The organism is Neobacillus sp. YIM B06451, from assembly GCF_032667185.1.
Classification (GTDB): Bacteria; Bacillota; Bacilli; order Bacillales; family Cytobacillaceae; genus Bacillus_D.
Map to the genome: position 1 here is coordinate 137,801 of NZ_JAVFKJ010000010.1, position 18,992 is coordinate 156,792.

Annotated in this window: 18 protein-coding genes, 1 pseudogene and 1 riboswitch; of the genes and pseudogenes, 16 read left to right on the forward strand and 3 right to left on the reverse strand. The window is 41.9% G+C overall.

Annotated features, from left to right (window positions below; translation table 11 throughout):
- Positions 1–5: 5 nt before the first annotated feature.
- Positions 6–1,316 (reverse strand): annotated as a pseudogene (locus RB160_RS16265) (O-acetylhomoserine aminocarboxypropyltransferase/cysteine synthase family protein); the annotation flags it as partial.
- 100 nt (positions 1,317–1,416) lie between these two features.
- Positions 1,417–1,525: riboswitch (SAM riboswitch) on the reverse strand.
- A gap of 260 nt (positions 1,526–1,785) precedes the next feature.
- On the opposite strand from RB160_RS16265, the gene RB160_RS16270 reads away from it, so the two are divergent.
- The 10 genes from RB160_RS16270 (at position 1,786) to RB160_RS16315 (ending at position 10,373) form a co-directional block, all read left to right on the forward strand.
- A complete protein-coding gene (locus tag RB160_RS16270; RefSeq protein ID WP_316571478.1) occupies positions 1,786–2,010 on the forward strand; it encodes a hypothetical protein in 225 nt (74 codons plus the stop codon).
- A gap of 336 nt (positions 2,011–2,346) precedes the next feature.
- Positions 2,347–2,967, forward strand: coding sequence for an SGNH/GDSL hydrolase family protein (locus RB160_RS16275; RefSeq protein WP_316571479.1), 621 nt, complete (start codon positions 2,347–2,349; stop codon positions 2,965–2,967).
- 986 nt (positions 2,968–3,953) lie between these two features.
- Positions 3,954–4,175 (forward strand): hypothetical protein, encoded by a 222-nt coding sequence (locus RB160_RS16280; RefSeq protein WP_316571480.1) that lies wholly within the window; start codon positions 3,954–3,956, stop codon positions 4,173–4,175.
- A gap of 1 nt (position 4,176) precedes the next feature.
- Positions 4,177–4,794: a TorD/DmsD family molecular chaperone gene (locus RB160_RS16285; protein ID WP_316571481.1), complete on the forward strand. Its 618-nt coding sequence runs from the start codon at positions 4,177–4,179 to the stop codon at positions 4,792–4,794.
- Positions 4,788–6,989 (forward strand): molybdopterin-dependent oxidoreductase, encoded by a 2,202-nt coding sequence (locus RB160_RS16290; protein ID WP_316571482.1) that lies wholly within the window; start codon positions 4,788–4,790, stop codon positions 6,987–6,989. The genes RB160_RS16285 and RB160_RS16290 overlap by 7 nt, the downstream gene beginning before the upstream one ends.
- 15 nt (positions 6,990–7,004) lie before the next feature.
- Positions 7,005–7,568, forward strand: coding sequence for a 4Fe-4S dicluster domain-containing protein (locus tag RB160_RS16295; protein WP_316571483.1), 564 nt, complete (start codon positions 7,005–7,007; stop codon positions 7,566–7,568).
- On the forward strand, positions 7,568–8,377 hold the full coding sequence (locus RB160_RS16300; RefSeq protein WP_316571484.1) for a dimethyl sulfoxide reductase anchor subunit family protein: 810 nt from the start codon (positions 7,568–7,570) through the stop codon (positions 8,375–8,377). Before RB160_RS16295 ends, RB160_RS16300 begins: the two co-directional genes overlap by 1 nt.
- A gap of 26 nt (positions 8,378–8,403) precedes the next feature.
- Positions 8,404–9,501 (forward strand): 4Fe-4S binding protein, encoded by a 1,098-nt coding sequence (locus RB160_RS16305; protein WP_316571485.1) that lies wholly within the window; start codon positions 8,404–8,406, stop codon positions 9,499–9,501.
- A gap of 26 nt (positions 9,502–9,527) precedes the next feature.
- Positions 9,528–9,710 (forward strand): hypothetical protein, encoded by a 183-nt coding sequence (locus tag RB160_RS16310; protein WP_316571486.1) that lies wholly within the window; start codon positions 9,528–9,530, stop codon positions 9,708–9,710.
- Between the two features lie 33 nt (positions 9,711–9,743).
- Positions 9,744–10,373, forward strand: coding sequence for a hypothetical protein (locus RB160_RS16315; RefSeq protein ID WP_316571487.1), 630 nt, complete (start codon positions 9,744–9,746; stop codon positions 10,371–10,373).
- On the opposite strand, the gene RB160_RS16320 is transcribed toward RB160_RS16315, so the two are convergent.
- On the reverse strand, positions 10,365–11,510 hold the full coding sequence (locus tag RB160_RS16320; protein WP_316571488.1) for a hypothetical protein: 1,146 nt from the start codon (positions 11,508–11,510) through the stop codon (positions 10,365–10,367). The two genes, RB160_RS16315 and RB160_RS16320, sit on opposite strands and share 9 nt — an antisense overlap.
- Before the next feature lie 198 nt (positions 11,511–11,708).
- Here RB160_RS16320 and RB160_RS16325 point away from each other — a divergent pair, with 198 nt between their 5' ends.
- Positions 11,709–12,188, forward strand: a complete 480-nt coding sequence (locus RB160_RS16325) for a DinB family protein (RefSeq protein WP_316571489.1) — start codon at positions 11,709–11,711, stop codon at positions 12,186–12,188.
- 217 nt (positions 12,189–12,405) lie between these two features.
- Here the strand turns inward: RB160_RS16325 and RB160_RS16330 are convergent, their stop codons facing one another.
- Complete coding sequence (locus RB160_RS16330; protein WP_316571490.1) at positions 12,406–13,287, reverse strand: LysR family transcriptional regulator; 882 nt, start codon at positions 13,285–13,287, stop codon at positions 12,406–12,408.
- Between the two features lie 114 nt (positions 13,288–13,401).
- Between RB160_RS16330 and RB160_RS16335 the strand changes: the two genes are divergently transcribed.
- The 5 genes from RB160_RS16335 to RB160_RS16355 all read left to right on the forward strand — a co-directional run bounded on the left by RB160_RS16335 (position 13,402) and on the right by RB160_RS16355 (position 18,757).
- Positions 13,402–14,073 carry a YczE/YyaS/YitT family protein gene (locus tag RB160_RS16335; RefSeq protein ID WP_316571491.1) on the forward strand — a complete coding sequence of 224 codons (672 nt, stop codon included), beginning with the start codon at positions 13,402–13,404 and terminating at the stop codon, positions 14,071–14,073.
- A 314-nt stretch (positions 14,074–14,387) separates the two neighbouring features.
- Positions 14,388–14,768, forward strand: a complete 381-nt coding sequence (locus RB160_RS16340) for a RidA family protein (protein WP_316571492.1) — start codon at positions 14,388–14,390, stop codon at positions 14,766–14,768.
- Positions 14,769–15,297: 529 nt separating this feature from the next.
- On the forward strand, positions 15,298–16,689 hold the full coding sequence (locus RB160_RS16345) for an NCS1 family transporter (RefSeq protein ID WP_316571493.1): 1,392 nt from the start codon (positions 15,298–15,300) through the stop codon (positions 16,687–16,689).
- Between the two features lie 383 nt (positions 16,690–17,072).
- Positions 17,073–18,422, forward strand: a complete 1,350-nt coding sequence (gene allW, locus RB160_RS16350; RefSeq protein ID WP_483870180.1) for an allantoin permease — start codon at positions 17,073–17,075, stop codon at positions 18,420–18,422.
- 38 nt (positions 18,423–18,460) lie between these two features.
- The gene (locus RB160_RS16355) at positions 18,461–18,757 is read left to right on the forward strand and encodes a cytosine permease (RefSeq protein WP_316571495.1); all 297 of its coding nucleotides are present in this window, start codon (positions 18,461–18,463) and stop codon (positions 18,755–18,757) included.
- The last annotated feature ends 235 nt before the right edge of the window (positions 18,758–18,992 follow it).

Sequence of the window (18,992 nt, forward strand, 5' to 3'; positions counted from 1 at the left end):
TGTAGCTGTTCCTCAGGCTTAGCTGTAATACCGGTAGCTTTAAAGAAAGCCTGGTCCAAGTCATCCTTCAAATCCTTAAGCGATTCAAGCCCCACTGAAAGCCTAATCAGTTCCTCGGTTGTACCGCTTTTTGCTAGGTCCTCTGGACTTAGCTGCTGATGAGTGGTGGAAGCAGGATGGATGATCAGTGATTTTGCATCGCCGACATTTGCGACATGAGACCACAATTTGATGTTGTCGATCACTTTTTTACCAGCAGCCCTGCCGCCTTTGATGCCAAAAACAATAATCGATCCAAAACCGCCGCCAAGGTATTTTTTCGCAAGCTCATGGCTTGGGTGATCCTCAAGGCCAGGGAAGGAAACCCATTCAACAGCTGGATGGTCTTTCAAGTAATTTGCAATTTCGAGCGCGTTTTCACTATGCTTTTGAATTCTCAAGTGCAAGGTCTCAAGTCCCTGCAGCAAGAGGAAAGCACTATGCGGGCTTAACGATGAACCTAAGTCCCTCAACAGCTGGACGCGAAGTTTAATGATGAATGCCAGCGCGCCTACATCCTGCGCAAAACGGAGGCCATTATAGCTTGCATCCGGCTCGGTAAAGCCAGGGAACCTCTCACTGTTCCAATCGAAACGGCCAGCATCAACAATAAGGCCGCCAATTGTTGTTCCGTGCCCTCCGATCCATTTGGTCGCCGAATGGACAACAATGTCCGCCCCCCATTCGATCGGCCTGCACTGATAAGGTGCAAAGGTATTGTCAATAATGAGTGGAATGCCATTTTCATGGGCGATTTTTGCTACAGCTTCAACATCGAATACATTCAGGCTTGGATTGCCAATGATTTCGCCAAAGACTGCTTTGGTTTTTGGAGTGATGGCATCACGGAAGTTTTCAGGATTGGTCGAGTCGACAAAACGCACTTTAATGCCGAACTTCGGAAGGGTAACGGCAAATAGGTTGTATGTGCCGCCGTATAAGTTTTCCGCGGCGACGATTTCATCGCCAGCCTCCGCAATGTTCATGATTGACAAGGCAATCGCAGCCATTCCGGAAGAAACAGCAAGAGCCGCCGCGCCACCTTCAAGAAGGGCAATTCTTTTTTCCAAAACATCTGTTGTCGGGTTCATGATCCGGGTGTAAATATTTCCGGACTCGGCGAGCGAGAAAAGGTTCTGCGCATGGTCTGTGCTTTCAAATACATAAGATGTGGTCTGGTAAATCGGTACGGCGCGAGATCCGGTTACTGCATCGGGGGATTGCCCGCCGTGCAATAATATTGTTTCAAGTCCTAGGTTTTCATTTTGATTTGTCATTGTGTCTTTCCCTCCAATTTGTAGTTCCAAAGTAATTCAGGCAGTTAATTCAATTCTTTTACAACAAAAAACCCCTCTCCATAAGAAGAGGGGGGTCCTCCTCTTATCTTCCAGGCAAAAACGCCTGCAGGAATTAGCACCTTTTCAAGCTTTCGCCTGAAGGTTGCCGGACTTCATAGGGCCTGACCCTCCGTCACTCTGGATAAGAGATTTCATATATAATTTTTGATTAGTTTAACCGCCGGGTGTTATAGAGGATTATAAGTGAAGGTAGGAACAAAAGTCAACCGAAAATTCGAAATGTTTTCCTTTTTCATTTTTTTGTAAAATGGATTATAGGCGTTCTCATAAAGGATTCGAATTTCACATGTACAGCGTGAAATTGTAAAATTTACTTTCCCATTTTGAAGAGGAGGTTCTCAGTTTTGGGCGAAGGATATAGTATAATTGACGGTGAGAAGGAGGTGATATGGAGATGGAAGAACGGCTGGAAAGAATGGAAACGATGTTGTCCCAATTGGTTGGCATGGTCGGCAATGTGATTACAGAGCAACAGAAAATGCGGCAGGAATTCGAGTCCGAAAAACAAAAGAACGCCGATCGCCACGAAGAAATACTCTGCAAGTTTAAGGCAATGGAACTGGACCAGGATTTCATCCGGGAAAAAACCGCCCGCAATGAGCGGGAGATTTAAGTCCTCAAAAAGAAGGCTCAGTTAGATATCTCCAGCACGATTCCCTCAGAAAATCCCCAATTACTTATTCAGCTAAAACGAAAAGGTGTGGAACCTTGTCCTCAATAGGATGGTGTTTCGTACCTTTTTTCATTTTGTGGTTTTTTAAAACTTCAAATTGAGAAAATTTTTAATAGAAACCTTCCCTCGGCCAAACTTCCAATCGTTTTCTGTTCAGAAAATCCTTGTAAGTAGGAAGAAATGATTCAAAATAGTAAACTAGAATCATATGGGTTTAGGGATAGAATAGTTTTAGGTAAGCGCTACTTTTAGCAATCTCATATTTGGAGGCGGAACATGAAACAGCGAATTGTGTTTATTGGCGACAGTATTACGTTTTCGGGAAAAACTGAAACCGATTCCATCGGTACTGGCTATGTGCGTTTGCTTCACGATTACTTGAAGGTAACCTATCCGGAACGGGATATGGAGATTTTTAATAAAGGCATAAGTGGGAACCGGGTAAGTGACCTGGCCAAGCGTTGGGAGGAGGATGTCATTTCCCTTCAGCCGGATTTCGTGTCGATTTCCATCGGCATCAATGATGTGTGGCGGCAGCTTGATTCTCCTGAAATTGATCAAATCTATCCGGAACAGTATGAGGTATTTTATGATACGCTTCTGGCCGATTTGAAGGAGAAAACCAATTCAGCCATAGTTTTAATGGAACCTACAGTAATTGAGGAAGACAGCGAGGGTGAAGGGAACCGGAAGCTCATCCCTTATGTTGAGGTTGTACATATATTGGCGGAACGCTATGGTGCGACACTAGTGCCTACCCATCAGGCCTTTATCGGTTATTTGAAAAAAGGAGGCAGCCATCCATTGACAACCGACGGCGTCCATATGAACAGCATGGGGGATATGCTGATGGCCACGACGTGGATACAGGCGGCTGCGGGGTTATTCAAATCCTGAACTAAAATATTTAAGTGCCGAAAAGGAAAGTTGATTACGGTCAGTCAACCGAAATTGGAGTAGAATAGTGTGAGGTGATCCTTCTTTCCGTTTCGGAAAGGAGGCGATAATTTTATAATGAATGGTTAACGGTCCTTTTTGTTTAAAAAGGGCTGTTTTTTCTTTTTGGGAATCAATTTTTAAGGGAAGCTAGGAATTTCAGGGTAATTTTACCGAAAATCACCTAGATACATCCCATCTAAAAACCCCCAAATGAACGCTTTTTAAGAGAGTAGAAATTATTTCCGGGTTTTTGTCATGAATATCCGGGTTTTTTAAAATATATCCGGGTTTTTCGTATGGATATCCGGGAATTCAAGGCATGTTACCGGATTTGTCACAATTTAACCATTTTATGGAATTTATCTTCTTGAGAAAAAGGCAGCCAACCCCATACTGCCAATCAAATCCCCACAAGGATTCAGTTGAATAATTCACCCCCAATCCTTTTCGATATGAACAAAAAGACCAAATTGTTTCATAAAACCTTCACTTTTTCGCCATAGATTCCTTCTAAAAAATGCGGGTTTCTCTACTATACTCGTTATATAAGAATACCACTGTATTTATCGTGGAAAATGGGAAAAATTATCAAACTTCTACTGCGGTAGGAGATTGATGTGGAAATGGCAAAACGCATAGTTTCCACTGGGCATGTTTACCGACGGAAAGAGAGATCTGTTAAACCATTTATTAGAGGGCCTAAAAAGCAGGTTTCAGGAAATGTGAATGAAAACTAAAGATAAAGCTTTAGATGGTTTTTTCCCGGAAGCAGGAATTTTAGTGCTTGATGTTTTTTACGCATAATAACCATTTTTAAACAGAAAAACGTCTAAGTTATTGTGAAATATTGAACAAAGTATGGCGGGACTGTGAAGAGTCCATCTATACTTCTACTTTTGTTCATTATTTAGCCTAATAAAAAAATAGAAGGGAGTTAATGAAATATGAAATATGTTTTATTCCTGATTGTACTGTCCGTGTCACTGCTAGGTTGTGAGCAACAAGCAGACAAAAGCATGAAAGAGAAAATTAATTTCGTTCCAAACGAGGAGTATGTTGGGGACCCATCCCCAGAAGTAAACGAGGAAATGAAATTAACAGGCGAAGAAAAGGCGGATTTCAAGAAGCTTCAAAAGGAAATCCAAAAAGAAAAAGAGGCTGAATGATATGGCTGCTATAAAGGAAACAGTGATGACGTTAGAAGAACGGTTGTTATATTATCAGTTGTTTTGCCATTACTATCGAGGGGATATGCTCCATTTTGGTTCAGCTGAATGGAAACAACTTGGAAACATTTTAACAGAATACAAGCTTGCAAAGCTAAATGGCGAAGCGTGCAAGGCGATACAATGCCTTGAAGAAGCCGATGCTGCAGCCATCCTGGCATTTGAATATGACTACAACCGGTTATTTGTTGGCCCGAATAAATTGCTGGCGTCTCCGTATGAATCGAGTTACCGGAATATTGAGGGGACGGTTTTGCAGCAGGAGACATTGAAGGTACGGAACTTTTACCATCATGCCGGACTTCAGGTAGCAGATGAAGGGCAGATGCCGGATGACCACATCCAATTTGAATTCGAGTTGATCCTGCATCTCTTAATTGAACGAGATGACCAGCTTTATAAGATGTTTTTGGAAAAGCATCTTTTAGAATGGGCGTTCGAACACTGCGCACGGATTATGAAAAATAGCAGTAATCGTCTTACCCGTACGATGGCCATTTTACTAAAAGAATTTTTGCATTCCGAAAAAAAGATGATTGAAGGTGAAGATAGATGTTGACTGAAAACTTTTCCCGCCGGACGTTTTTAAAAGGTTCCGCAGCCCTAAGTTCGTTGTTGGGTCTTGGAGCGATTGGGAATAAAGCGGTGCGAGGTCTTGTCCCAACCGCCAATGCGGGCTCAAACGGCAAAAAACAGCAATTTTACAATGCGTGTCCGCGAAATTGTTATGATACATGTTCGATTGTAACAACAGTCGAGGATGGAAGAATCACATTTATTACAGGCAATGAGAACAACAACTATACAAAAGGCCGACTGTGTGTGAAAGGGAATACGTATCCGCGTGTTGTGTACTCCCCGGACCGGATTAAATACCCAATGAGGCAAAAGGGGCGCGGCTCGGGCAATTGGGAACGGATTAGCTGGGAAGAAGCGTATACGATTATTGCGGAGAAAATCCTCGACATTAAAAAGGAGTACGGAAGCACGCTGCCAATTTGCCTGAATAAGTATTCCGGAAATTTTAACATTCTCAACTATGCAACAGAAGGCATGCTATCGAGTATCGGTTATACAACGAGGGCCCAGGGGACGCCATGTGACCCGGCTGGTTCGGACGCGCAAACGTTTGATATGGGAACTGCCTACCCAAATGACCCCGAGCAATTTATGGATGCGGATTATATCATTCTTTGGGGAGCAAATCCGGCATGGACATCCGTCCATTCGATGTACTTTATCGAGCAGGCGAAGGAAAAGGGAACAAAGCTTGTTGTCATCGATCCGCTTATTACCCAAACGGCTTCAAAGGCAGATGAATATATCCAAATTAACACGAGTACAGATGGGGCACTGGCTCTCGGGATGATTCGCTACATTCTTGATCATCAATTATATGATGAGGAATGGGTCCAGAACCATTCGATTGGGTTTTCGGAATTTGTATCCTATGTGAAAAAGAATATAACCGTTGAATGGGCTGCTGAGAAAACAGGGGTGCCAAAGCCTGTCATTGAGCGGATTGCCCGTGAATATGCGACAGCGAAACCAGCGAATATTTGGATCGGTTTCGGTATGCAGCGCCATACAAATGGTGGTTCGATGGTCCGCGCGATCGATGCGCTTGCGGCAATAACCGGCAATATCGGTAAAAGAGGCGGCGGCGTGAATTATATCGGCGGTGAAACATGGGGCTTCAACTACCATACGATGAGCTTCGGCGTACCTGAAGGAACCAAGGGCGAAGCTGACCGTTATGTGAATATGAACAACTTTGGCGCGCAGGTGCTGGATGCAAATGATCCGCCAATCAAGATGATGTGGATTGCTTGCCGTAATCCAATTGCACAGGATCCTGAGCCGAATGTGGTGAAAAAGGCTTTTGAGAAAATGGACTTGATTGTAACAGCTGATCTGTATATGAACCAAACGGTTGAGCTTTCCGACATTGTCCTTCCTGTCACAACTCCTTTTGAGACTGTGGGTATCAACGTCAGCTATTGGCATTACTGGATGAACGTAAATGAGCAGGCGATTAAGCCGCTTTATGAAACAAAAAGCGACCTCGAAATTGCCATGGGGCTGTCGAAAAAGTTAAATGAGTTGGCACCGGGCTCCTGCACATTCCCAGTTTCAGGCTCGCTTGAAGAGTGGGTCGAAAAGGAATTTAACGATGGCATCAGGGAGCTGTTCGGCGTCAATAGCTGGGACGATTTGCGTAAAAATGGCGGAACTGTGAAGGCAAAGGACAAGGTGACGGTCGCTTGGAATGACTTTAAGTTCAGGACCCCATCCGGGAAGTATGAGTTTTACTCGAAAAAGGCCGCCGAATATGGGCATCATCCGCTACCGGTATTTGTCGAGGAATATAAAGCTCCGGAAGGTTATCCAATTCGCTCTATTTCCCCGCACTGGAAGCTTGGCATTCACAGCCAATTCCAGCATATTGACTGGCTGGATGCCATCCACAGCTACCCGGTTGTCGAAATGCACCCTGAATTGGCGAAGAAGTACAACATCAAGGATCTGGACATGGTCCATGTTAAAAATGAAGCAGGGTATTTAACGTTGCCGGCCAAATTAACGAAAACCGTTCCAACAGATACGGTCGTGATGTATGAGGGCTGGTGGAAAGACGTGAATTACACTGAAAACTTCAACGTGAAGGCAATTCCATCGGATATGGGCGACTATAGTAAAGGCCAGCGCGGAATCGCCTTCCATGATAACTTTGTCAAAATTGAAAAAGCGTAAGGAGGAGGGGAGCCAATGGCCAAAAAATTAGGCTTTTTAGTTAATATTGATCGTTGTATCGGCTGCCACGCCTGTGAAATATCATGTAAAAGCTTTTATCAGCTTGAACCACAAATGAGGAGGAGAACGGTAAGGGAGCTGCCGGAGGACCTGGTCGGTTCTCCCGTCCGAGCCTTTGTATCGACAGCGTGCAACCATTGCGATGAGCCTGCCTGTAAAGCGGCTTGTCCGGTAGGTGCTTATACAAAGCGCGAGGAGGATGGCATTGTTGTCCATAACCAGGAGCTTTGCATCGGCTGCCAAATGTGCGGAAAGGCGTGCCCATACGGAGTACCACAATACAATCCTGTTAAAAAGAAAATGGATAAGTGTAGCATGTGTTACGAGCGGCTTGATGTTGGTGAATCTCCTATTTGTGTCTCAAAATGCCCGCTGGAGGCAATTGAAATCGTCGATTACAATGAAGTCCAGCCGGCAGGTACGGTGAGCGTGGTTCCTACATTTGCGGATCCTTCCATTACGCATCCAACTACACAATTTATTTTGCCAAAACCGGGCAAGCAGTTTAGGAGGGCCTAATGATGCATGATCTTCCACTTGTAATCTTCACCGTAATTTCGCAGCTTCTTTTAGGCGGGTTTGTGGCCTTTTGGTGGCTTGATCGAACAAAAGGCGGCATTTCGAAAAATACAGGGCTGCTGATTTTGCTTTCGCTTCTTGCCCTAGGAGGCATTTCACTTTTAGTTTCAATGCTCCATTTAGGCCAGCCGCTCCATGCGTACCGTGCAATCCTGAATTTCGGCGTCTCATGGTTGAGCCGAGAGATTGTGTTCTACGGAGCTTTCCTTGGATTCATACTCCTTTACACATGGTTTTGGTATAAAGAGGATGCCGCAAAGCGTGGCGTAATCGGATGGATTGGTTCTATTATTGGCGTCATCGCGATCTTCTCATCGGCAAAAATTTATATGATCGCGGCGATTCCAGCTTGGGATAGCGCCAATACATTGTTTTCCTTCTTTTTAACTGCGCTTTTGCTGGGCCCATTATATGTGGCCGCTTGTTTAGCGATCAGAAGGGAGCAGGCCGTTAATATTTCACGCCTTTCAATTCCAGCGCTAGTAGCGGCTGCCATTGTTGCGATGGTCTATTTTTCTACCTTGCTCGCAGGTCTGCCAGAAGCTGTGGAAACAGCGAAATTAACGTTCGGGCATGTCTTCTTCTGGGTAAGGGTTGTGACTTTCGTTGCAGCCTCGGCGCTAATGCTTTTATCGTATAAAAATAGTGAGTATCGGAATGTGAAAATCTATTCGGCCGCTTTCGCAGTCCTTCTGGCCAGTGAATGTTTGGGCAGGTTCTTATTTTATGAAACAGCGGTTCATTTGTAAGTAGAACAAGAGAGGGGGGGGAGGAAATGAATCTATTAAACTGGGTAAATGTCATCGATAAAAAAATGGCGGTATTGAGTGTGGAGGCCAATCTTTGTACGAAATTGATTTCTCCAAAAAGCACCTGTACGAGCTGTGTCGACCATTGTCCTAAAACTAGCATTTCCTTCGCAAATAAAGATATTCTTATCGCTGACAGCTGTGTGGATTGCGGCATTTGCGGGGCGGTATGCCCGACAGGCGCCATAACAATGAACAAACCCCCTCTCACTCAATTTGTTCAAGAAGCCATCCATAAAAGCGAGCGGCATGAAAAAGTGTACCTCCATTGTGATCGGACGCCAATTTCGAAAGGACACGCTACAACAGTTGCAGTTCCTTGCCTGGGAATGATTCCAAAGGAAGCTTGGGTAACAATATTGAACAAATGTAAAAATCTATCGATCTATCAACCTGAACAGGCATGTACAGATTGTGAAATTAGCACGGGCGAAAAATTGTGGAGAAGGGAACTTCAAGCCGGGGAAACGATTAGTTGCCAAAAGATGAAGATTACCTCCGAAATAAGCCATTCAAAGGAAAGCGTCGACTATAATGTCGAACGAAGGGATTTTCTTTCCGCTTTCTTTAAGGAAACGAAATCAACAAATAAACTGGCAATAAAAGAAATGCTAGGCGGCTCTGCCAAGATTCCAACGTATCAAGAGAAAAGACAAGGGGACTCCCTGTCAAAGCTGAAAAAAGAATGGAACGATGTAGGGAGTCATCTTATTGAAAGAATGACGAATGAATCAGTGTATCCGTATATGAATAAGCAATCGCTCTTTTTAAAGGAATTGCAGGAAAATGAAGCGATGTGGTATCAAGAGGACATTCGTTTGCCTCAAATAAACGAAGATTGCCATTTCTGCGGCGCATGTGCGATTCTTTGTCCAACGGAAGCCTTGACGATGAAAAATGAGCGCGGCCAGCAAAAAATCACGTTACAACCGTATAAATGCGTGGACTGTTCTTTATGTGCAGAAATTTGCTACACAAAAAACATCCAATTACAGCAGGCCAAAAACCAAACACTTCTGGAAAATGAAATTACATTAGTAGAGAAACACGGGCAGGGCTTATAAACGGATCACGAGCTGCTCAAATCCGAATGAGTGACTTTGTTAGGGCAAAATCCGGAAAGGAAGTCACTCAAGTCCCGTTGAGTGACTTTGTTTGTGAAAAATTCGGAAAGGAAGTCACTCAAATCCCGTTAAGTGACTTTGTTTGGGCAAAAGTCGGAAAGGAAGTCACTCAAATCCCGTTTAGTGACTTTGTTTGTGAAAAATTATGAAAGGAAGTCACTCAAAACCCGTTAAGTGACTTTGTGTGTGGAAAATACGAAAAGGAAGTCACTCAAAACCCGTTGAGTGACTTTGTTTGTGAAATATTCGGAAAGGAAGTCACTCAAAACCCGTTAAGTGACTTTGTTTGTGGAAAATACGAAAAGGAAGTCACTCAAAACCCGTTGAGTGACTTTGTTTGTGAAAAATTCGGAAAGGAAGTCACTCAATACCCGTTAAGTGACTTTGTTTGGGCCAAAGTCGGAAAGGAAGTCACTCAAATCCCGTTAAGTGACTTTGTTTGGGCCAAAGTCGGAAAGGAAGTCACTCAAATCCCGTTAAGTGACTTTGTTTGGGCCAAAGTCGGAAAGGAAGTCACTCAAATCCCGTTAAGTGACTTTGTTTGGGCAAAATTCGGAAAGGAAGTCACTCAAAACCCGTTAAGTGACTTTGTTTGGGCAAAAGTCGGAAAGGAAGTCACTCAAATCCCGTTGAGTGACTTTGTTTGTGAAAAATTCGAAAAGGAAGTCACTCAAAACCCGTTGAGTGACTTTGTTTGGGCAAAACCCGGAAAGGAAGTCACTCAAATCCCGTTAAGTGACTTTGTTTGGGCAAAATTCGAAAAGGAAGTCACTCAAATCCCGTTGAGTGACATTGTTTGGGCACTATCCTGAAAAGGTGTCCCTCAAATCCGATTGAGCGACAAAGATTTGCTGAACTCCCGAAAAGGTGTCCCTCAAATCCGATTGAGCGACAAAGATTTGCTGAACTCCCGAAAAGGTGTCCCTCAAATCCGATTGAGCGACAAAGATTTGCTGAACTCCCGAAAAGGTGTCCCTCAAATCCGATTGAGCGACAAAGATTTGCCTAAATCCTGAAAAGGTGTCCCTCAAATCCGTTTGAGCGACAAAGATTTGCCAAAATCCTGAAAAGGTGTCCCTCAAATCCGTTTGAGCGACAAAGATTTGCTGAACTCCCGAAAAGGTGTCCCCCAAATCCGTTTGAGCGACAAAGATTTGCTGAACTCCCGAAAAGGTGTCCCCCAAATCCGTTTGAGCGACAAAGATTTGCTGAACTCCCGAAAAGGTGTCCCCCAAATCCGTTTGAGCGACAAAGATTTGCTGAACTCCCGAAAAGGTGTCCCCCAAATCCGTTTGAGCGACAAAGATTTGCTGAACTCCCGAAAAGGTGTCCCCCAAATCCGTTTGAGCGACAAAGATTTGCTGAACTCCCGAAAAGGTGTCCCCCAAATCCGTTTGAGCGACAAAGATTTGCTGAACTCCCGAAAAGGTGTCCCCCAAATCCGTTTGAGCGACAAAGATTTGCTGAACTCCCGAAAAGGTGTCCCCCAAATCCGTTTGAGCGACAAAGATTTGCTGAACTCCCGAAAAGGTGTCCCCCAAATCCGTTTGAGCGACAAAGATTTGCTGAACTCCCGAAAAGGTGTCCCCCAAATCCGTTTGAGCGACAAAGATTTGCTGAACTCCCGAAAAGGTGTCCCCCAAATCCGTTTGAGCGACAAAGATTTGCTGAACTCCCGAAAAGGTGTCCCCCAAATCCGTTTGAGCGACAAAGATTTGCTGAACTCCCGAAAAGGTGTCCCTCAAATCCGCTTGAGCGACAAAGATTGGGCAGAATCCTGAAAAGGTGTCCCTCAAATCCATTTGACCGACAAAGATTTGCTGAAATCCTGAAAAGGTGTCCCTCAAATCTGTTTGAGCGACAAAGATTGGGCAGAATCCTGAAAAGGTGTCCCTCAAATCCGTTTGAGCGACAAAGATTTGCTGAAATCCTGAAAAGGTGTCCCTCAAATAAGGATTTGACGCAATTGTTTATTCGCAATTAATGAATATTGGAGAGTGGCCGCTTGTTGTCACTAGAACATAGCGGCTTTTTCTGTCTAGTAAAGCATCCATATTTCGTCTTTTCCTCAAACCGAGCCGGAAAAATGAAAATAAAAAGTAATTATGCTAATAATAGGTTTGATACAGTTTAAGAGGAGTGAGTTTATGTATAGAACAGTAAATGACTTTTTGGCAGATTGGTCCCATGCAGCAAATGGAACGATCAGCGTATTGGAGTCTTTATCAGATGAAAAATTGAACCAGTCAATAGTGGAAGGCCATAGTTCACTTGGATGGTTAGGCTGGCATTTGGCAACGAGCATCCCGTTCTTTGCCGGGCAGGTAGGCCTGAATGTATCGTTTTCAGGGGATGTAAAATCAGTTCCGTCCAAGGCAAGCGAGATTGTGGAGGCTTATAAAAAGGCATCCGAGGAATTGAAAAAAGAAGTTGAAACCAACTTAACCGACGAGAAAATTGTTGAAGCAGTTGAGTCACTCGGCCAGTTAATGCCAAGAGGTGCGACACTAAGACTGTTTATCGATCATCAGACCCATCATCGCGGGCAAATGACCGTACTTCTTCGTCAAGCAGGATTGAAAGTTCCTGGAATAATGGGTCCAACTGTAGAAGATCAAATGAAGTAAGTACATACAAGGCTGTCCCATTTAAAATCGCGAATCCAACGATTTAAATGGGGACAGCTTTATTACTTTCTGATTTCCCGAACATGGAAGCCGACTTCTTTTGCAGTTAGGATAGTTAGGGCAAGCAAGGACTCTTTCTAAAAAGCAAAATGCACGGATGCGGCATTTTTAACATTCGTGGGTTTAATTTCTGCTCTAAGCAGCTAAAAAACAATTTTCACATCTTCTCATTTACAATTTCCCAAAAGTGATGGGCTGCTTTTGCGATTGGTTCATCTTTTAACTTTACAAAGATAGGTTCAACACTAAAATCCAATTCCTCCAGTTCGAAAAGCACGGTGTGTCCTAAAAAAGGAGAAACATAATCCATTCTTGGAATAATCGATAAACCCAATCCTCTGCTCACTAGTGAGACAACCATTGAAATATCTTTTGACTCGATAATAACATTCGGCTTAAGGCCGCGTTGATCAAATGCGTTAAGGATGTTTTCAGTGAAGGAATGGCCTTCCATCGCTCCTAACAAAATCAAGGGGTAATGGGCAATTTCCTTCAATGAAGCGCGTTCTGAAAATGACGATGACCAACTAGATGGGACAATTACGGCGGCTGGCTGCTTTTTAAGTGTTTTCAACCTAAACTTTTCGCTTTTCCCAGAACGTAACAATAACGCCACATCGATTTGCCTTTGTTCCAATTTTGTTAGTAGTTCCTCCGAATTGCCAGGAATAATAGTGATTTTCACATTTGGGAAATGTCCTCTGAACGTGCCGACATAGTCAATGGCCATATTCGAACATGCAGACGAAACACCTAATCGCACGGTTCCAGCTGTACCTTGTTCAATTTCTTCGATTCGCTGTTTCATATCTTGCATTTGAATCAACATTTGCTCGGCATACTGATATAAAAGCTTCCCGGTTTCAGTAAGCTCCCATTTCTGGCGATACCGCTGAATCAGCGTGGTTCCCAGCTCCGTTTCAAGCTTTTTCAACAATTGGCTCAGCGGCGGCTGCGCCATATGAAGGACCTCTGCCGCTTTTGAAATACTGCCCTGCCTTACAATTTCCTTAAAGTAGTATAGATGCCGAATATCCATTTTATAACCCCGTTATATCATTTTTGTTATGACTAGTTTATCAAATATATATTTTTAATATGTTGAATTCAGTGTTACATTTATATTTATGATTTTAAAAAAGTGAAGGATGTTATGACACAAATGAATATTACGAAACGACTCGCTCTTTACTGCTTTGGCTTATTCTTTTTGTCGCTTGGAGTGAGTTTTTCAATTCAAGCAGGGCTCGGCGTATCGCCTGTATCCTCGCTGCCGGTTGCCGTTTCTCTTACAACAGGCTTATCCGTCGGTGCTACAACAGTGCTTGCAAATGTCCTGTTTATTATTGTCCAAGTTATTTTAAACAAACGGATAGAAATAAGGGAATACACAGTTCAATTAATTGTTGCGTTCTTATTCGGGTTCTTTATGGATGTCACGCTATTCCTCGTTCAACTTCTCCCCACACCTGAAACCATAGTTGCCCGTGTTCTCTATTTTATAATAAGTTTATTTGTTTTACCGGCAGGCTTGTTCGGTTATATAAAAGCAAAACTTCCTTTGATGCCATACGATGCGTTAACGTATGTAATCAGTGAACGATTCGGTATGAAATTCGGCAAAGCAAAAATTACGAGTGACCTTCTTAACGTTGTTGTTGCTGGAACTGTATGTTTAATTTTTATACAATCTTTAGGATCGATTGGAATTGGTACACTGATTGCTGCATATTGCAACGGAAAAATTCTTGGATGGATGCTTGCAAATTACGAAAGAATCTTTCGGCAGTGGGTATACAAACGTGAAAGTGAAGTTGAAGCCTAGATTTCCGCTCGGTTTCAAAACAACGATGAATGGTAAAAGGCATTGGGAAGATATCGTTCCCAATGCCTTTTTCATTATGCTCTGTTAAATTTGGCTGCTGATATCCATTTAGGGCACACGCTTTCACCGGTCAGAAATAGACAACTTACTCTAATCCAATAGTGATATCTTCTTTTTAGATCACAGAGAATGTAACTGTTGTATGCCATACAGAGGATAACTTCCTTAATTAAAAGCAACTTTATTGAATATACGCTCAGCTTCCAGTACTATGGGCATTATATTGCTATTATTTAAAAAAGGAGAATCATCAAATGAGGAAGGCTTATGAGGCAAAGAGCGCAACAGTATCCGGCCCATATTCACATGCGGTAGATGCAGGTGAATTTGTTTATTTCTCTGGCCAAACAGCAATGAACTCCATTTCGGCGGAAAACCTGAAAGGGGATATTGGAAAACAAACTGAGGAGTGTTTCAAAAATTTATTTGAGGTATTAGAAGCTGCTGGCCTCACACCTGATGATGTGGTAAAAGTGAATGTCTATTTAACGGATATGAATAATTTTGCTGCAATGAACGAAGTATATGAAACACAATTCACAAGCCCGTTTCCTGCCCGGACGTGTGTAGCAGTCTTGGCTTTGCCGTTAGGTGCTGAAGTTGAGATTGAAATGATTGCCAAAAAGAGAAAATGAAAAAATGAATGAAAAAGGAGTGGCTGTTTACATAAAACGTCACTCCTTTTTATTTTGAGCCAAGTTATTATTAATGATTCCCTATCAACCCTTAAACAAAAACAAATCGCAATTGTTTCCAGTGTTTGAATGAGAAAAGGTAAAAATACTTAATTTTCTATTGTTTAAATTGTACAAATGGTTGTTCATATCGATGGTTATATTAAAATAATTTATGCAGTATCAATAGTTGTTGATTGTATATTTTGTTTAATAGACATAAAGACCTAACTGGTAAAGCTATGTATAATACGTATTGTTAACATATAAAACGTGTTTAAGGGGGAAATTGTTAGGCCTAATGCTCTTTAGGGGGCTGAAAATTATTTAACTAATTTGGGTGCCGATGGCTATATAGAAAGCAAAGTGACATTCCAAATGCAATCTCTTCCTTAGAAAAATAATTTTACAGTAATTGGGCTAAACTTTTGCTAAACGGTCAAATCAAATGCGATCTTAATTCGGCATACAGAGAAAAGGGGTATGAAATATGGCTACAACAAATGAAAGCTACGATACAAACGAGATTAAACATGTCGCGGGAGTGGATGAATCATTATATCCAAAAACGGATAAGGAAAGGACAGTCAAAGCGAAAGACTATGTTTTCATGTGGATCGGCGACGGCGTTAACTTAGGCAATATGACGCTGGGGGCTAGTGTCATTGTAGCGGGTGTTGCGACATTAAACATCTTTCAAACAATTTTAGCAGCGATTATCGCAATTGCGATCATTTCAGCTGTTTTTGCTTTGAATGATCGTCTCGGTTACAAAGAAGGAATTCCATATGTTGTACAGCTTAGAATGTCCTTTGGGATTAAAGGGACTGTGATATCGTCACTTCTCCGTGGGATACCAGCCATCGTTTGGTACGGGATTCAAAGCTGGATTGGTGGAACTGCTTTAAATGAAATTGCCGTAATTGTTACAGGCGGAAGTTTTGATAACGTTTTTGTTTGCTTTGTAGCGCTGCAAGTATTTCAGATTGTGCTTTCATTATACGGTTTCCATGCAATTAAATGGGTAGAGACGGTTGCATCTGTTGTTTTCATGGCAGCACTTGTTTATGTTTTCGGAATTCTTTTAACATCATATAGCACTGAGATTTCCCAAAACTGGGTTCAGGCAAAAGGCTCATGGGGCTTGCCGTTCTTCGGACTTATCATGGTCTTTTTAGGAAATTATGCAGGGATTTTTGTAAGTGCTGCAGACTATTCCAGGGAACTTAAAACTGGTTTGAGTGATGGAAAACGCGGAGCATTATACTTTTTGCCAATTACTTTATCATATGGTTTTGTTCTTGTAATTGGGGCGATGCTCGCTGCTGCAACTGGGGTAACGAACCCTGCGCATGCACTCCCAATTGTAATCGATAATCCTTATATTTCAGTTTTTGTATCTGCCTTTATTGTAATTGCTGTAATTGCAACAAATATGGTTGCTAACATAATTCCGCCAACTTATGTCATTTCATTGCTGACAAAATTAAAGTATAAAGCAGCTGTAACGGTAACGGGATTGCTTGCATTAGGTGCATTTCCTTGGTTGCTTATTCAGGAGTCCTCATCTAAGGGTCTTAATATGTTCATTCTAATCTACTCGGCATTTTTAGGACCGGTTATTGCGATATTATTAATCGACTATTATATTTTAAGAAAGCAAAAAGTAAATACTGTAGAATTGTACAAGGAAGATGGTCCTTTCGCTGGGTTTAATCCAGCAAGCTTGATTGCAATGTTTATCGGTGCAGGCGCTGCTTTCGTAAAAGTTGAGCTAGCATGGATAATCGGTGTAGTAGTAGCAGGTATAGCTTATTATCTTCTAACGAAGTTCGCCTTTAAAGGCTCAAGCTTCAAAAAAGGGACGATTTTTGAGAATTAAGATAGAACGATAAAAAATACTTTGCAGAGAGTGCTCTGCAAAGTATTTTTTATTAACCGTACATTCTACACAACCCCAAAATCCTTTTGTATATAGGACGTTTAAAGGTTTGACACTATTCGCCAGTTGTTAATGTGCAAATTGCACTAGTGTTTGTTTGAAGTGAATATAAGTGAATTTTTTTTATGCATAATAAATAAAAAAAGATATTTCTTTTGTTTAATAAACCTAAAGAAGTGAAGCCGAATACTATTGTATAATAGTAATGGCGGTAATAAATAAAGAAATGTTTTCGACATGATTCGATGAACCCCATTGCATTTTTTTATTATGTACGCGAAACATAAGTTCAAGTAGATGATGAACTTGAACAAAAAGCTTCAATGGATATTGGAGTTACCCAGGGAGGGATTCATTTGAGTCATTTTGATAGAGAACAACTAAAGGCTGCGGGATATAGTGAAGACGTTTTGCCGACAAAAGAAGAAGAGAGAAAATGGAACATTGGGAATTTTTCAACTGTTTGGATGGGTGCCGTCCATAACATTCCTAACTATATTGCAATAGGTGGGCTTTTTGCATTAGGATTGTCAGTTGGCCAGGTTTTTGCCGCAATTATGGTTGCCTCCATAATAATAGCTGCAATGCTCGTTCTTAATGGCCATGCGGGCTCAAAGTATGGACTGCCATTTGCGATGGTGCTCCGTTTATCGTTTGGAACAAAAGGTGCAATGATTCCAGGAGTATTAAGAGGGGTTATTGCGGCGATCATGTGGTTCGGTTTTCAGACCTTCGCAGGAAGCCAAGCATTATCCATTTTAATTGGAAAGCTTTGGCCGACGTATTTAACGTTAGGCGGAGATTGGAGCTTTTTAGGATTATCATTGCCTGCATTGCTTTCCTTTTTGATTTTTTGGTTATTGAATGTTGCTTTAATTTATGGAGGAATGGGCTTCTTAGGGAAATTTTCAAATATCCTTTCACCGCTTGTTTACATAGTTTTTGGCGGAATGGCAATTTGGGCCATTAACTTAGCAGGTGGCATTGGACCAATATTAGCTTATACCGGCTCGGGGGTTACCGGTAATAAAATGATTATCTTTATCGCTGCTGTGACAGCTGTTATTGCAGCTTGGGCAGCACCAATTGTAAATGTTTCAGATTTCACAAGGTTGGCGAGGTCTACGAAGGACCAAGCAATCGGGCAAACAATTGGTCTTGTTGTGTCGTATTTATTATTTGCGATTGCAAGTATCGCGATTATCGTCGGATCTGAAATAGCTTTTGGGACTCCAATATGGAACGTGCTTGATGTTGTAGCTCGGTTTGAGGGAACATTTGCAATCGCAATTTCCGTTGTTACACTTTGCTTAACAACATTATCGGTGAATGTGACAGGTAATATTGTGCCTGCTGGTTACCAATTGGCGTCCTTATTCCCGAAAAAATTAACGTTTAAGTCGGGTGCAATGATTGCAGCTGTAATTGGGATTCTTGTAATGCCTTGGAAACTTATGGAGAATGCGACAAGTATTTTCACCTTCTTAAATATTGTTGGCGGGATATTAGCTCCAGTAACTGGAATTATGTTAGCGCAGTATTTTCTCATTTCAAAAACTACTATTGACTTGAACGAACTTTATGCAAAAAAGGGCAAATACAATTATAAAAATGGTTTTAATGTGAACGCCATCATAACAATGATTATCGCAGGATTCCTTNCACCTTCTTAAATATTGTTGGCGGGATATTAGCTCCAGTAACTGGAATTATGTTAGCGCAGTATTTTCTCATTTCAAAAACTACTATTGACTTGAACGAACTTTATGCAAAAAAGGGCAAATACAATTATAAAAATGGTTTTAATGTGAACGCCATCATAACAATGATTATCGCAGGATTCCTTTGTTTAGGTGGTAATTTCATTCCATTACTGAAGCCGCTTTACGATATGTCCTGGTTTGTCGGAATCATTTCAGCGTTTATTATTTATACGGTGATTGAATGGCAGCATTCAAAAGGAACATTGTTTGCAAAGGCACCGAAATTAAATGAAGAAAATAGATAAATAAAGAAATGGCAAAACTAATGATTGAAAAAATTCTTGATCCTGAGAGGGGTATTTCACATGGCATTTGATTTGGTTATTAAAGGCGGAAATGTTGTATTACGGGATGGAGTTTATAAGGTTGATATTGGAATAAAAGATGAAAAAATCTCCTGCATAGCAGAACAAATTACTGAAGATGCAAAAGAAGTCATTGATGCGAATGGGCAATATGTCATGCCAGGAATGATCGACA

Bases quoted from the DNA above. Each gene is read 5' to 3' on its own strand.
- RB160_RS16270 (WP_316571478.1), top strand. From the start codon at position 1,786: ATGGAGATGGAAGAACGGCTGGAAAGAATGGAAACGATGTTGTCCCAA.
- RB160_RS16275 (WP_316571479.1), top strand. From the start codon at position 2,347: ATGAAACAGCGAATTGTGTTTATTGGCGACAGTATTACGTTTTCGGGA.
- RB160_RS16280 (WP_316571480.1), top strand. From the start codon at position 3,954: ATGAAATATGTTTTATTCCTGATTGTACTGTCCGTGTCACTGCTAGGT.
- RB160_RS16285 (WP_316571481.1), top strand. From the start codon at position 4,177: ATGGCTGCTATAAAGGAAACAGTGATGACGTTAGAAGAACGGTTGTTA.
- RB160_RS16290 (WP_316571482.1), top strand. From the start codon at position 4,788: ATGTTGACTGAAAACTTTTCCCGCCGGACGTTTTTAAAAGGTTCCGCA.
- RB160_RS16295 (WP_316571483.1), top strand. From the start codon at position 7,005: ATGGCCAAAAAATTAGGCTTTTTAGTTAATATTGATCGTTGTATCGGC.
- RB160_RS16300 (WP_316571484.1), top strand. From the start codon at position 7,568: ATGATGCATGATCTTCCACTTGTAATCTTCACCGTAATTTCGCAGCTT.
- RB160_RS16305 (WP_316571485.1), top strand. From the start codon at position 8,404: ATGAATCTATTAAACTGGGTAAATGTCATCGATAAAAAAATGGCGGTA.
- RB160_RS16310 (WP_316571486.1), top strand. From the start codon at position 9,528: ATGAGTGACTTTGTTAGGGCAAAATCCGGAAAGGAAGTCACTCAAGTC.
- RB160_RS16325 (WP_316571489.1), top strand. From the start codon at position 11,709: ATGTATAGAACAGTAAATGACTTTTTGGCAGATTGGTCCCATGCAGCA.
- RB160_RS16330 (WP_316571490.1), bottom strand. From the start codon at position 13,287: ATGGATATTCGGCATCTATACTACTTTAAGGAAATTGTAAGGCAGGGC.
- RB160_RS16335 (WP_316571491.1), top strand. From the start codon at position 13,402: ATGACACAAATGAATATTACGAAACGACTCGCTCTTTACTGCTTTGGC.
- RB160_RS16340 (WP_316571492.1), top strand. From the start codon at position 14,388: ATGAGGAAGGCTTATGAGGCAAAGAGCGCAACAGTATCCGGCCCATAT.
- RB160_RS16345 (WP_316571493.1), top strand. From the start codon at position 15,298: ATGGCTACAACAAATGAAAGCTACGATACAAACGAGATTAAACATGTC.
- RB160_RS16355 (WP_316571495.1), top strand. From the start codon at position 18,461: ATGTTAGCGCAGTATTTTCTCATTTCAAAAACTACTATTGACTTGAAC.